Annotated in this window: 6 protein-coding genes; 1 reads left to right on the forward strand and 5 read right to left on the reverse strand. The window is 69.3% G+C overall.

What is annotated here, in order from left to right; all coding sequences use genetic code 11:
• Positions 1-5: 5 nt before the first annotated feature.
• The 5 genes from QHF89_RS03920 to QHF89_RS03940 form a co-directional block, all read right to left on the reverse strand.
• Positions 6-1,325, reverse strand: a complete 1,320-nt coding sequence (locus QHF89_RS03920) for an aspartate aminotransferase family protein (RefSeq protein ID WP_136928076.1) — start codon at positions 1,323-1,325, stop codon at positions 6-8.
• A gap of 34 nt (positions 1,326-1,359) precedes the next feature.
• The gene (gene mxcG / locus QHF89_RS03925) at positions 1,360-5,727 is read right to left on the reverse strand and encodes a myxochelin non-ribosomal peptide synthetase MxcG (protein WP_136965994.1); all 4,368 of its coding nucleotides are present in this window, start codon (positions 5,725-5,727) and stop codon (positions 1,360-1,362) included.
• Positions 5,728-6,079: 352 nt separating this feature from the next.
• The gene (locus tag QHF89_RS03930) at positions 6,080-8,332 is read right to left on the reverse strand and encodes a DUF4215 domain-containing protein (RefSeq protein ID WP_284720018.1); all 2,253 of its coding nucleotides are present in this window, start codon (positions 8,330-8,332) and stop codon (positions 6,080-6,082) included.
• A 98-nt stretch (positions 8,333-8,430) separates the two neighbouring features.
• A complete protein-coding gene (locus QHF89_RS03935; protein ID WP_136965993.1) occupies positions 8,431-11,004 on the reverse strand; it encodes an ATP-binding protein in 2,574 nt (857 codons plus the stop codon).
• 166 nt (positions 11,005-11,170) lie between these two features.
• Positions 11,171-12,526 (reverse strand): alpha/beta fold hydrolase, encoded by a 1,356-nt coding sequence (locus tag QHF89_RS03940; RefSeq protein ID WP_284720019.1) that lies wholly within the window; start codon positions 12,524-12,526, stop codon positions 11,171-11,173.
• Positions 12,527-12,752: 226 nt separating this feature from the next.
• On the opposite strand from QHF89_RS03940, the gene QHF89_RS03945 reads away from it, so the two are divergent.
• A complete protein-coding gene (locus tag QHF89_RS03945) occupies positions 12,753-13,370 on the forward strand; it encodes a HutD/Ves family protein (protein ID WP_284720020.1) in 618 nt (205 codons plus the stop codon).
• The last annotated feature ends 33 nt before the right edge of the window (positions 13,371-13,403 follow it).

Genomic DNA, 13,403 nt, shown 5'->3' on the forward strand with positions numbered 1-13,403 from the left:
GAGATTCAGGACCTCGCGCCGGCCGGGCTGCCCTCGAATGCGCCGCGCTTCGCCATCTCGGTGAGCGCGTCGTGCGCCGCGTCGATGGTGAAATCGATCTGCGCCTGCGTGTGCACGCCCGAGATGAAGCTCACGTCGCGGCGCAGGAGCACGCCGCGCGTCGCCATGGCGCCGACGAACTGCGCCGCAAATTTCGTGTGCGTCGGCAGATCGTCCGCGAAGAGGAAGAACGGAATCGCATCGTAGCCGACCACGCGCAGCGGTGTCCCGATCTTCTTGGACTTCTCGTTGATGCCTTCCCGAAGCCGTTTGCCGAGGGAGGCGATCCGCTGGATGTAATCGGTGTCCCGGTATTCTCCGAGGACAGCCTTGCAAACCTCCAGGGAGAGCATTTCGCCGCCGAACGTCGTCGAGACCTGGAGCTCCGCGAGGCGGCTCATCACCTCCCGCGGACCGGCGATGGCGGAGAGCGGCATGCCCGCCGCGATGCCCTTCGAGAGACACACGAAATCGGCCGCGATCCCGTAATACTCCTGGGCGCCGCCGAGCGCGAGCCGGAAGCCCGTCACGACCTCGTCGAGCACGAAGAGCACGCCGTGGGCGTGGCAGGTCTCGCGTAAGGTGCGCAAGAACTCCGCCGAGACGATGCGCTTGTAGGGGAGCGAGAGCAGCACGAGCGCGATTTCGGAGCCCTTCTGGGCGATCAAGTCGAGCAGCGGTTGCTCTTCGGCCTCGGCCATGAGCGGCATGCGATAGGTGTAGTCGCGCAGCACCGCCGGCACGCCGGGCGTGTCAAACATGAAGTGATCGTGCCAGCCATTGTAGCCGATCGTGACGACCTTTTCGCGCCCCGTCACGTGGCGGGCGAGCCGGATCGCGGCGGAGGTCGCGTCCGCTCCGGTCTTGAAGAAGCGGGCCATCTCCGCGCCGGGGATCAAATCGACCAGCGCGCGCGTGGCCGTGACCTCGATCTCCGTGGGCAATGAATGCAGCACGCCGTTGCCGAGCGGTTCGCGAATGGCGCGGACGACAGCCGGGTGGTTGTGCCCGAGCGTGTTTGCCCCGAGGCCGCAGATGTAATCGATGTACTCGTTGCCGTCGACGTCGCGCACGAGCGCGCCCTCGCCGGTCTCGAGGTACACCGGGAACGAGCCGAGCGCGTACATCTCCGGCCGCTTCATGAGCGACTGGGTGACGCCGGGGATCAACCGGCGCGCATCGGCGAGCAGCGCATTCGAGCGATCGAGCTTCAATTCCCCGACGATGGGGCGCGGGAGACCCAGCTCCCGACTGCCTTCGTCTACACCAAGCTTCCGTGAGGTCATGCGAGATTTCCTTTGGTTCGGGTGGAGCGTCGCTTCAGGCGCGGCCCTCTCGCCGGTTCGATGGGCGCGGCAGCTTGCCGGTCTCGACGCAATGATCCAGATAACGAAACACGAGCGAACGATCGATGGTGGGGCAATCGATTCCGCTGCCCGACAGGCCACGAATCACGTTGTCACAACGTACGCGCCCCAGGCCGAAGGCTTGCGGCTGCTCTCCGGGATCTGCCTGGAGATCAAAAAAGGCGAGCGTGGCGCTCTCGGCGGCGCCGGCGTCGCTCCCCAGGCGAGCGCGGAAGGCCGGGACAGAGCAGGTCTCGACGGCATACCCATACTCGTGGACCCAGCGGAACACGTCCTTCAACCGAACGTCGGGCGCGGGGGCCAGGTTGTACACCGCAGCGCGCGACGGCGCGGGGAGGGAGAGCTCGACGATGGCGCGCGCCACGTAATCGACGGGCGTCCATGTCTCGGAGACGTCGAGGTCGGGCAAAGTCGCCTTGGGGATGCCGGCGAGGAGCAGGCGGAAGACGAGGTCCTGCTCGTTGACGACCCCCGTCTCGGGAGCGCCGACGACGCGGCCGAGGCGATACACGGCGACCGGCAATCCACGCTCGCCCGCTTGCTCGACGAGGCGCTCGGCGATCCATTTGCTCTGCTTGTAGCCGTCGCCGAGCTCGGGGTGTGCCGCGACGAACGCCTCGTGGACTTCGGGGTTTTTCGCGATCGACGGCGCCACGGCAAGCGTCGAGACATGGTGGACGGGCTTCGGGCGTGCTGTCGTGGCGAGGCGCAAGACCTCGCGGGTCCCGAGGACGTTCACCGCGCGCATGCTGCGATAATCACGGACGAGGCTGACGATCGCGGCGTCGTGGTAGATCGCGTCGGACTCCGTGGCCAGACGGTTCCACGTCTCCTCCCCGAGCCCGAGGCGGGGCAAGGCGAGATCCGCGGGCATGGCCACGACCCGATCCTCGAAATGCGTTGTCGGCAGGTGCTGTTTTTCCAACGCGGTGCGGAGCCGGTCCGCCGCTCGTTTCTCGTCCGCAGCGCGCACGAGACAAACCACGCGGGCCGTGGTGCGTTGCAAGAGGGCATGCAGGAGGTGCACCCCGACGAACCCCGTCGCGCCCGTCAATACGACCTGGCGGGGCGACGAAGGCACGGCCGCGAGCGCGGGAGGGACGATGTCCTCCGGGAGCACGGCGTCGGCCAGCATGGCCTCCGTGAGCCCCGCGGAGGCCTTCGTGACGCTCCCGGCTTGCTCCAGGGCGCGCGAGAGCTCCGCGATCGTCGGGTGGCGAAACACCATGGCGACGGGGATCTCGCGCCCGAGCGTGACGCCGAGGCGCGTGGCGACCTGAATGGTTTGCAGGGACTGTCCGCCGCGTTCGAAGAAATCATCCTCCACGGAGAGATCACAAATCCCGAGGATTTGCTCCCAGACGCCCATCACGATCTTTTCGAGGTCCGTCGCCGGGGCATTCGACGCGGCGGTGCGGGTGGCGCCTGCGTCGCGCAGGGCGGCGCGGTCGATTTTGCCCGTGCTGGTCCGCGGCAATCGATCCGTGAAGAAGAAGGCCGACGGGATGGAGGCGGGCGCCAATGCCGATTGCGCGTGCTGGCGGAGCGCGGCCGGGGAGGGCAGGGGAGCGTCGGCCACGAGGTGCGCGGCGAGGCGCTTGATGCCCCCGGGCAGGACGGATCCCACCACCGCGACCTCGCGCACGCCTGGGAAACGAAGCAAGACGGTCTCGATTTCGCCCGGATCGACGCGGTGCCCGCTGATTTTGAGCTCCTCGTCGACACGACCGATGAACACGAGCAGGCCGTCCTCGTTTTGCCGGACGAGGTCCCCGGTGCGGTAAGCGCGCGGCTGATTGGGCAGGTGTTCGAGGGTCGGGAAACGCGAGGCGGTGAGCTCCGGTTGCCCGAGATATCCCGTAGCCAGCCCTCCGCCCATCAGATACAGCTCCCCCACGGCGCCCCGCGCGACGAGCCTTCCCTCCGCGTCGAGGATGGCCGCGCGGACGCCGGGCAAGGGGGTGCCGATCGGGACTTCCTCGTCACGTCCGGCCGTGGTTTCGCCGCCGCACAACGTGGCGAACGTGGCCACGACGGTCGCTTCCGTGGGGCCATACGTATTGAACAATCTGACTGTGGGGCCGACGGCGCGACGAAACCGCGCGACGTGCTCCGGGAGTGCAGCCTCCCCGCCAATGATGACGATGCGGACGCTGGGGGGAAGGGATGCCGCGCCGGTCGAGAGGCTGTAGGCGACCTCGTGCCAGAAGGCCGTGGGCAGGTCGAGCACGGTGATGGCGTGCTCGGCGCAAGCGTCGAGCAGCCGGAGGACCGATTGCAACATCGCCTCCGTGCGCAAGACCAGCGTGGCGCCCAGGCACAGGCTCCCGAAGATTTCCTCGACGCTCGCGTCGAATTGCAGCGGCGCGAACTGGAGCACCCGATCGTCGCGGCGGAAGCCATACCCGTGCGTCGCGCCGGCCACGAAATGCGAGAGGGCCGCGCGGCTGATCACGACACCCTTCGGCCGGCCCGTCGAGCCGGAGGTGTAAATCACGTACGCCGGATGCTCGGCTCCTCCACGAATCGGCGCCTCGGGCAGGTCGGAGGGGCCCTCCTCGTCCACCCGCACGATCGGGGCCGTCGTGGTCTGCTTCGCTTGCTCGGCGTATTCAGAATTCGTGACCAGCGCCACGGGGCCGGCGTCTGCGAGGATCGCCGCCGTTCTGCTGTTCGGCCCCTTGGGATCGAGGGGCAGGTATCCCGCGCCGGAGAACAACGTGGCGAGAATGGCGGTGATGGCCTCCACGCTGCGGGGAAGCATCAAGGCGACGAGCGTGCCCGGGCCGGCGCCGAGCGCCACGAGGCGGGCCGAGAGCCGCTGGGCTGCGAGGACGAGCTCGCCATACGTCATTCGTCGCCCCTCGTGCTCCAGGGCGACGGCGTCGGGGTTGGCGTGCGCGTGCTCGAGGATTTGTTCGACGATGTCACGCGGCGGGGCGTTCAGCGGTCCGCCGTCGAGGATCTCGCCGGGTCGCGATTCTGCCGTGGATGCCGAAGGCGCCGCGGCGCCGGGGATCGTGAATTCAGCGAGCGGCTGCGCGGGAGCAGACAGCGCCGCTTCGAGGAAATCCAGGAATCGCTGTTGATGCGTCGCGAGCTCTTCGGCGCTGTAACAATCCGGGTTGGCGTCGAAATCGACGCGAGGCCCGCGCCCGTCCGACCGCGCGTACACGTTCATCGCGATGTCTTCGACCGGCCCGGCGGAGATGTTGTGCGCGATGGCGCGGTGGCCGGCGAAGCGCAGGTCGTAATCGAACGGCATGATGTTCACGACCGGGCCGAACAGACGCCGATCCCCGCCGAGCAGCTTGAGATCGCGGCGAAGCTGCTCGTACCGGTAGCGCAGATGGGGCCGGATCGCGCGCATCTCGTCGGCGACCGTCTTGACGAGCGCGGACAGGCTCGTTCCTTTTGCGACAGGGACGCGGAGCGGCACGATGTTCATCACCATGCTCGGAATTCGCAGGGAGACGGAGCCCAGGCGGCCCATGACCGGGAGGCCGAGGACGATCTCCGGCGCGCCGGTCATGGCATTCGTATAGGCTGCTATTGCGGCGACGATCACGTCGGGCCAGCTCGCGCCGGCGCTGCGCGCCACCACCTGCATTCGCTCCATCGTGGCGGGGGAGAGCGATGTGGTTTTTCGCAAGGCGCTGCGCGACGCCATGGCGGAGCGAACGCCGAGGCTGACCGGCACGGGGCGATCGGCAAAACGTTGCGTCCAGAAGGCGCGGTCGCGCTCGTAGGCAGGGGAGGCGCGGTAGGCGAGGTCTTCCTCGACGACGCGCAGGAGCGAGCCGAACGGCGCGCCGGTGCTGGTGCGGCCTTCGATGCGGGCCGTATAAAGCTCCGCCACGCGCCGCGCGATGAGCGAAAATCCAAAACCGTCGAGCGCGATGTGGTGGGCCCGCTGGTACCAGTACGTTCGGTCGGCGCCGGCCGTGAAAAGGGCCTCCGTGAAGAGCGGCCCGCGGCGCAGATCGACGGTCGTTCCGAGGTCCGCCCGCATCCATGCGTCCACGAGAATCCACGGATCGGCTTCGCAGGCGACGTCGATCCGGTGCAGGGGCCAATCGAGGGAAGGCGCGAGGTGCTGCCGGGGTCCGTCTTCGGCCAGGAAAAGGCGCATGTGCAGCGCCTCGGCCTCCGTGACCGCCTGCCGCAGGGAGGCCTCGAAGACGGCCGGATCCACGGCTCCGCCAATCTCGATGCATTCGCCGGCGTTGTAGATCGGGAGCGTCGGGTCGAGCTCCTGGCCCAACCAGATGCCGTGCTGCGCGGCCGAGAGAGGCCAGCGCGCATTCGAGGGCTCAGGCATTGCGCGCCCCTCCCGCGAGCCGCCCCGCGACGATGGGCCCGCAAAGGAGTCGGAGATGACCCGCTCGTTCGATCATGTTGGCTTGAACACTTCCTTGACGCGAACTGCTCCAACATTTGTTGAAAATGAAGTTCAAAGTCAAGTCCGTTTTCGTGGCTTCCGTGGGAGGTGGGACACGACGGGGCGAAATGTGATTCGCGCAACGTCGTGTTGTGCCGGAGGGAGGAAAGGAGGGTGCGCTGGGCCACGTGTGCCCAGCGCGGGGATGCAGGGAAGGGCGGGCCGGCGGCGGGAGGACGCCAGGCGGGGATGTGGCGCGTGGGGGGAGCGACGAGGGGGTCGTCGCTGCGCGTTACTGGAAGGTCGCCTGGAGGCTGAACGGACCGCCCTTGCTGGGCAGGATCGTGTCGACGACGACGGTCACCTCGTGCCCCGCGACGAGAGGCACCGCGACATCCTCGACGCTGTTCGGGGGCCAGCCCCAGTTCGAGCACCCGAGGAGCGTGCCCTCGGTCGCCGCCGCGCAGCCGTCGATCACGTAGAGGGCGTAGTTCGCGTTCGTCTCGTCGAGGTGCAGCGTCAGCGTCCCGTCCTTCGGCGCGACGTAGCGGTACATGACCTCGCCGCCAGTGTTGTAGGTGCAGTAGCCGTCGGTGTTGTTGAGGTTCGGCGCGCTCGTCGTATCGCCGACGTTCGGCGACGCGGTGGAGAGCATCGCGAGGCCGCCGCAGGTCGTGGGCCAGTCAGGGCTGAGGCAATCGGCCGAGCAGAAGCCTTCGCCCTGCACCGTGTTGCCGTCGTCGCAAACCTCGGGCCCGACCGCGACGCCGTCGCCGCAGACCGCCGGCGTGAACGCCGCCCGCAGCGTGAAGGGCCCTTCGTCCTTCATCGTGTTGCCACGCACGACGATCATCACGGGGCCGCTCGGCGTGGTCGCGAAGTCGAAATCGAGCTCCTCGGGGGTGTTCGCAGTGCTCTTGCAAGCGAGCTCGCTGCCGCTCGGATCGGCGCAGTCGCCGAGCACGAGCAGGTCGAGGTCCTCCGCCGACGTGAGGCGGAGCGAGAGCCGGCCCGGTCCCGGCACGTCGAAGGTGAACGTCTTCGAGGGCACGACGATGTAGAGCTCGCAGCTCCCACCGTAGCCGGTGGGCGCGCCTGCCGTCGTGCTCTGGATGTCGACGTCGAGCGGGAGCGGCTCGGCGAGCTTGCAGAGGACGTCGAACTCGGCCGTGTCGCAGTCGCCCGAGCAGCCATCTCCCGACGCGGTGTTGCCGTCGTCGCAGATCTCGTTGAGCGGGTCGAGCACGCCGTCGCCGCAGACGGGGATCGTCCAGCAGAGGCCGACGTTCGGGTTCGAGAAGAGGCCCGCGCAGTACTCGCCCGCGGGGCACTCGTTGATGTCCGTGCGGCAGATGCGCTCGCAATGCTCGATCGGCTCTTCGGGGTAGAGGCTCAGGCAGATGCCGCGGAACGCCTCGCCGTCAGCGGCGCAGCCGCGATACGGCACCCAGCTCGGCTCGCACGCGCCGTCGATGGGGGCCGGATCGCCGCTCTCGGGCGCGAGGCAGACGTTTGACATGCCGCAGACGCGGCCTTCGGGGCAGCCGGGGTCGGCCGTGAGGTACGAGCAGGTCTTCTCGCACGCGGCGGGCACGCCCGCGCACAGGCTGCCGGCCTCGCAGCCCGTCGAGATGTCGGGCTCGCTGCACGCCTCGCCGGGCGCGCCGTCGCCCGTCGGCCGGCAGACGCCGTAGTACTGCACCGGGTCGATCGCGATGCACTCTTCGCCGGTGGGGCAGGCGCCCGAGGCGAAGGGCGTGCACGTCTTGTAGCAAGCCCCGATCGAGTTCTCCGCGGGCACCTGCGCCATGCACTGCTCGCCCTCGGGGCACACGACGTCGAAGGTGAAGAGGCACTCGTAAGGCGCGCACGTGTTCGTCTTGGGCGAGCAGACCTGGCGCGTGGTGTTGCCGCAGTCCTCGGCCTTCTCGCACGGGATGCCGTCGACGGGTGTCGTGTCGAACGACCAGGAGGGGATCACGAAGCAGCCGCCGCCCGGCACGGCTTCCCACGTCCCGTCCTCCTTGCGCGTGACCTCGGAGAGCGTGACGTCGGTGATGTTGCCGGCCGCGATGCTCCGATCGTCGGGGTCGAGCTTCGTGAGCTCGAACTTGCCGCTCGTCTGGAAGTACGTGCGCGTAGGAATCTCGCTGGAGTCCGGCGTGATCACCGTGACGCAGTGCTGGCAGCTCCCGAAGCGGTCGTTCGGCGCCGCCGCGAGATCGAAGCTTCCCGGCACGAGCGGAGGCAACCCCGGGGTGATCCAATCGTCGTAGAGCTCGAGGACGGCGAGCGTCTGGTACGCGTCGTCAGCCCTGGGCGAGACGTTCGCCTGCACGGAGAAGGAGGCGTCCGTGAAGTGGTAGATCTGCGTGCGCGAGACGTCGAGCGTGATGCAGCCGCCGCCTCCGCCCTGTCCGCCGGCGCCGCCGGCGCCGCCGGCGCCGCCGGAACCGGTGTCCGATGCGGGGGGGACGTCGTCGGCGCACCCCGCGAGGAGCGCCATCGTACAGCCGACCGTGGCGAAAATAAGCTTGCGAATCATGGTGATGACCTCGTCGTTAAGCCTGCGCGTGAAGGATGGCGCCGGCGCTCGCGGGGCCGCGTTGAAAGTTTGTTGAAAGGCGGGTGCTCCCGCCGGAATCAGCTCAAGACGACCGGGCACTCGGGGGAGAGGAGGTACCCGCCGGCCTTCTGCTGGATGACGCCCTGCAGGCCCAGGCGGCGCAACGTCGCCACGGCGGCGTAGACGCGCTCGGCGGCCGCGGAGGTGAGGATGCGCTCGCCAGGCCATCCCGCCTCGACGAGCGCCGCGACCGAGGCGGCCTCGCCCGGGCGCTCCTCCCGCTGCCGCGCGAGGGCGCGCAGCACGCCGCGGATCGCCTTGCGTCGTTCGAGCGGGATGGAGGCGTCGCTCCCGGGCGCGCGGAACCAGCTCCCGTCACGCGCGAGGAGAAGCGGAGGCGCCGCGTGCGGCGCGGGGACCGGGCTCCGCAGGCGCAGGGCGAGGCGCACCTCCGAGCTCGTCGCGAACGCGGCCGGCGGATCCGCGCCGAGCAGCACGCGCACCGCCGCGAGGAACATCGGCTTGGGGTAGGCGGAGAGCGACGTTTCGGCGCGCCGGTAGAGCGTCGCCGCGTCGCCGGTCGCGCCCCGCCGCGCGGCGACGACGCCTTGGGCCGCGAGCACGACGCCCTCGTATTCGCCGCAGTTCTCACGCGCGATGGGCAACGCGGCGCGCAGGTGCTTCGCGGCAGCGGAGAGCTCGCCCGCCTCGATGAGCGCGGTCGCGAACTGGTACAAGGCGACGGCCTGGGCGCGCCGCACGCCCGCGGCGTCGAGGCGGGCCACGGCGTCGGAGTACAACGTGAGCGCGCCGGTGAGATCGCCCCGCTCTTGCTTGCAGCGCGCGAGGTACGAGAGCGTGATCCCCTCCCAGTGCGGCGAGCCGATGCGCGTGAGGGCTTCGAGCGCGTCGCCGAGGAGGCGCTCCGCTTCGTCGAAGTTGCCCGCAGCGAGCAGGATCACCCCGAGCGCGAGGCGCGACGTCGCGGAGGTGTTCTCGTCGCCGGCGCGGTCGGACTCCGTGATGCACTGGCGAAAGAGCGGGATGGCGCGGTCGTATTCGTCGGTCCCGCCGAAGCTGTTCGCGAGCATCGCGAGCAGCCGCGGGCGGAGCTTCGGCTCGGCACACGCTTCGAGCGCACGTTCGAAGAAGGCGCGCGCGCGTCCCCAGTCCCCGAGGCCCGCCAGCGTGTTGCCGAGCCCCGCGAACGACTCGGCGAGCAGCGCGCGGTCGCCGGTCGACTCGCCGATCGCGCGCGCCCGATCCAGATCGGCCGTCGACTCCGACATCCGGCCGAGGAAGCGGCGCACCGTCCCGCGCGAAAAGAGCGCGCGACCCACGAGGAGAGGCGGCGCACCTTCGGCGGCGTCGTCGCCCAGCGCGCCGCCGAGCAGTTCCTCGACCGTGATGTACGGCAGCCCGGACGCGGGCGCGGCGAGCACGAGCGCTGCGCGGAGCGCGAGATCGGCCCCCAGGAGCCCTCGCCGATGGACGATCGTGGCCAGGTTCTCGCGCTCGTGTTCGAGGGCGCGGCGCGCGCCGGCGTCGGCCGAACCGACGAGCCGCTCGCCGAGGCCCACGTAGTAGCGAGCATGCCGCGCGGCCGCGCGTGCCGCGCCACCTTCCCGGCGCGAAAGCTCGCTCTCGGCGAACTCGCGGATGCAGATCAGGAGGTCGTAGCGGCGCTCGTTCGGATCCTGGTCGACCGTCAGCATCGACTGGTCGAGCAGCGATTCGAGCAGGTCGAGCGGCCACGACTCGCCTTCCTCGCCGAGCACGGCGTCGGCGGCGTCGAGCGAAAAACCGCCGCGGAACACGGAGCTCGCGAGGAACGCGTCCTGCTCCGGCGGGGCGAGCATCACGAACGACATCTCGATGCTCTCGCGGAGGTTCGCCCGGGTGATCGTCCCGTCGGGCCGCCGGAGCATGCGGAAGCGCTGCGAGAGGCGCGCGAGCACCTGCTTCGGCGCGAGCATGCGGAAGCGCGACGCCGCGAGCTCGAGCGCGAGGGGCAGGCCATCGAGCTCACGGGCGAGCTCTTCGAGCGTCGCGCGATCCTCCTGCGGATCAAACGCGTCGCCGGCGAAGGCCGCAGCGCGCGTCACGAGCAGCTCCGCCGCTTCGGACCAGGGCTCGCCTGGGCGCCGCTCGGTCGAGAGCGGCGCGAGGCTGATCGTCGTCGCGGGCGCACCGGCGAGGCGCCGCCGCGACGTTACGAGCACGCGCGCCCCCGGGCGTTCGAACCACGCTGCGAGCGCCGCGTCGGCCGACGCGGGGAGCTGTTCGAAGTTGTCGAGCACGAGCAGCAGGGCGTCGTCCGCCGAGACCTGCTCGCGCACGCGCCGGGCGAGCTCCTCCGGGGAGATGTCGAGCGGCACCGGCACGCCGAGGCAACGCGCCACCTGGAACAGGAACGCGCTCAGCGAGGCGGCTTCCGTCAGGTCGCAGAACCGAAGCGCGGAGAGGGGCGGCGTGCGCCGCGCGAACTCCGTGGCGAGCCGTGTCTTGCCGACGCCCGGCGGCCCGACGAGCTCGACGAGGCGACCCCGCGCGAACGCTTCAGCGATTTTCTGAAGCGCGTGCTCGCGTCCGACGAAACGGCTGGGGCCTCCGTCCCGAGGTGATTGCGTCTTGCCGGGCCGCGGCGGCATCCGAATCCGAGCCTAGCGCGAACGGCCGTGGACGTCCCTGACCGAAGCCATCCCGAGCTGGCGAACGCGAGCGTCTGCAAGGGCGGAGCCTTCGGTGGCGAGCCGCGGGGCCCGGAGACGATCAAGCTCGCGGGGGCTCGAGCGGCGACGGCGCATCTCGCGTCCCTCAATGCGCGAGCAGCCACTGCGAAAGCGGCTCCCACGCGAGCGCAGGCGCGTCGTCCGCGTAGAGCAGGTCGCCGTGACCGAAGTCTTCGGGCTCGTCTTCGGCCGGGAGCCGACGCACGACATGCGTGGTCACGTCGGTGGAGCCGACGACCGTGGTGGAGTAGAGGCCGTGATCACCGAAGCCGCCCGCGGCGCCGAGGTAGAAGAGCGGGACCGTGACATCGGCGAGGTGGTCGCCGAGCGGCAGGGGCGCCTCTCCGCACCAGAGGGCGTCCCGGTCGGCGCTCTCGACGAGCGCTTGGTGGGGCGGCGAATGCGCGAGCCAATCCGTGATCAGCCCTTCGGACGTATACCGTAGCCCGGTCGGCGCGCCGTCCGTGAAGGTGCCGGCGATGAGGTGGTATTTCGGCTTGGGCTCGTAAATCTGGTAGGTCTGCGTCACGAAACCCAGCATGACTTCACGGTTCGTATAGCCGTCGTAAAACGGCGACGGGTCCGCGGGGGCGGAGGCGGCGAGCTCGCCGACGGGCTGGAAGAACGCGCTGTTGTCGCTGTCCACCTCGCCCTGCGCAACCAGAGCGCGCTCCTGGGCCGCATTGTCGCAGGCCACTTGCTTGCTGGCCGTGTCCTCGGGGGCCACCTTTGCATAGATGTCGATGGGGACGATGCCCTTGACGTGCCGTTGCTCCGGCTGCTTTTGCGTCTCCTCGGCGGCATGGAGGTACGTGATCTGCGCGCCGCTGCTGAATCCGCCCAGGAACAGGGGCTCTTGCCCCGCGCCGGTCAGGCCGCGGAGCGTACGTGCGAAGAGCAGCGCGCGCCCCGAGTCGGAGACTGCCTGCACCACGCCCATGTCCGCGAAATCCGAGAAATCGGCGCCTTCTTTGGGCGCCGTGGTCCACCGTCGATCGAGGCCCCACACGTCGATCCCGCGCTGGGCCAGATACACGGCCAGACCGTGATCGGGCTGGGCAGCGGTGCTCGTCAGTGATGGCGCGAAGTTCGTGGGGAACGTCGAGAAATCGCCGTGCAGCAGCAGGATCGCGCGGGCCGCGGGGCGCGCCCGGAAGGGTGCGTCCTCGCGCACGATCCGGTGCACGCGGACGCGCGCATTGGCTGTGTCCCCCACCTTCACGAGAAAGCTGTAATGATACACATCGACGACGACCTGCTCGCGCACCACTTCAGCCACCTGTGCTGTGATCGCCGATGCCGCCGTCTCCGCGGCGGCTTGCAGCGCCTCTTCGTCGTTCTGTTCCGGCACCGGCTCCTGCATCGGCTCCGTCGTCGTGCACCCCCCGGTGGCGACAGCCAACAAGCCCAGCACGACGAAAGCATGATTCCTCTTCATCATCCGTCTCCTTGCTCGACGTGCCAGGCACACTGCATGCCAAGAGATCTCGGGAGCATGGTGAGGATTTCGCCGTCGGCCGCGCTGATCAGATCGCGCAACCTTGCGCAACCTGCACGTGGTTGCTCAATTCGTGAACCGACGTCCCGGCCGTGACGGGCATCCCTGCCTGCTTCGGTTGCATACAAGCTCGAACACGCGGCGCGGAAGGGATGCTATCCTCGGCCGCATGCGCGTACGCTCCCTCGTGCAGATTCGCCACCTCCGCCCCTCCGATTATCGCGTGATGCCCTGGAAAAACGGCCTCGGCACCACGACCGAGATCGCCGTCGAGCCGCCTGGGGCTGGGCTCGACGATTTTGCCTGGCGATTGAGCATCGCCGATCTCACGGCCTCGGGCCCGTTCTCCACGTTCCCGGGTATCGAGCGGATCCTCCTCCAGACCGAGGGCGCGCCCATGGAGCTCATGCACGACGGGCAGGGCCGACGGAGGCTCGTGCTTTTTGCACCTCATCGTTTCGACGGCGCGTGGCCGACGCACGGCGAGCTCGGAGGGACGCCCGCGCGTGATTTCAACGTCATGGCGCGCCGTGCGCTCTTCCGCCCGAGCGCCGCCGTGCATTCGCTTGCCCGTGGCTCGATCGTCCACCTCTGCCTGGCGGCGGAGACGCAGATCCTTCATGTGTTCCGCGGGAAAGTCGCGATGCGTATCGACGGGTCCGACACGGCCATCGATCTCCTCGGCGCGGAGACGTTGATCGTGAATGGCCAGGCGGAGATCGAGGTCGCCGCGGACGGGGACGAGGCGGTGGTGTGCGTCGTGGCGCTCGTCGGCGCCCGTTCTTGACGCGGCGGGAAATCGTGGCGATTCCGGCTTGAC

The organism is Polyangium sorediatum (genome assembly GCF_029946465.1).
GTDB classification, from domain to species: Bacteria; Myxococcota_A; Polyangia; order Polyangiales; family Polyangiaceae; genus Polyangium; species Polyangium fumosum.

Coding starts and splice junctions, on each gene's coding strand:
- QHF89_RS03930 (WP_284720018.1), bottom strand. CDS start 8,332: ATGATTCGCAAGCTTATTTTCGCCACGGTCGGCTGTACGATGGCGCTC.
- mxcG (WP_136965994.1), bottom strand. CDS start 5,727: ATGCCTGAGCCCTCGAATGCGCGCTGGCCTCTCTCGGCCGCGCAGCAC.
- QHF89_RS03945 (WP_284720020.1), top strand. CDS start 12,753: ATGCGCGTACGCTCCCTCGTGCAGATTCGCCACCTCCGCCCCTCCGAT.
- QHF89_RS03935 (WP_136965993.1), bottom strand. CDS start 11,004: ATGCCGCCGCGGCCCGGCAAGACGCAATCACCTCGGGACGGAGGCCCC.
- QHF89_RS03920 (WP_136928076.1), bottom strand. CDS start 1,325: ATGACCTCACGGAAGCTTGGTGTAGACGAAGGCAGTCGGGAGCTGGGT.
- QHF89_RS03940 (WP_284720019.1), bottom strand. CDS start 12,526: ATGATGAAGAGGAATCATGCTTTCGTCGTGCTGGGCTTGTTGGCTGTC.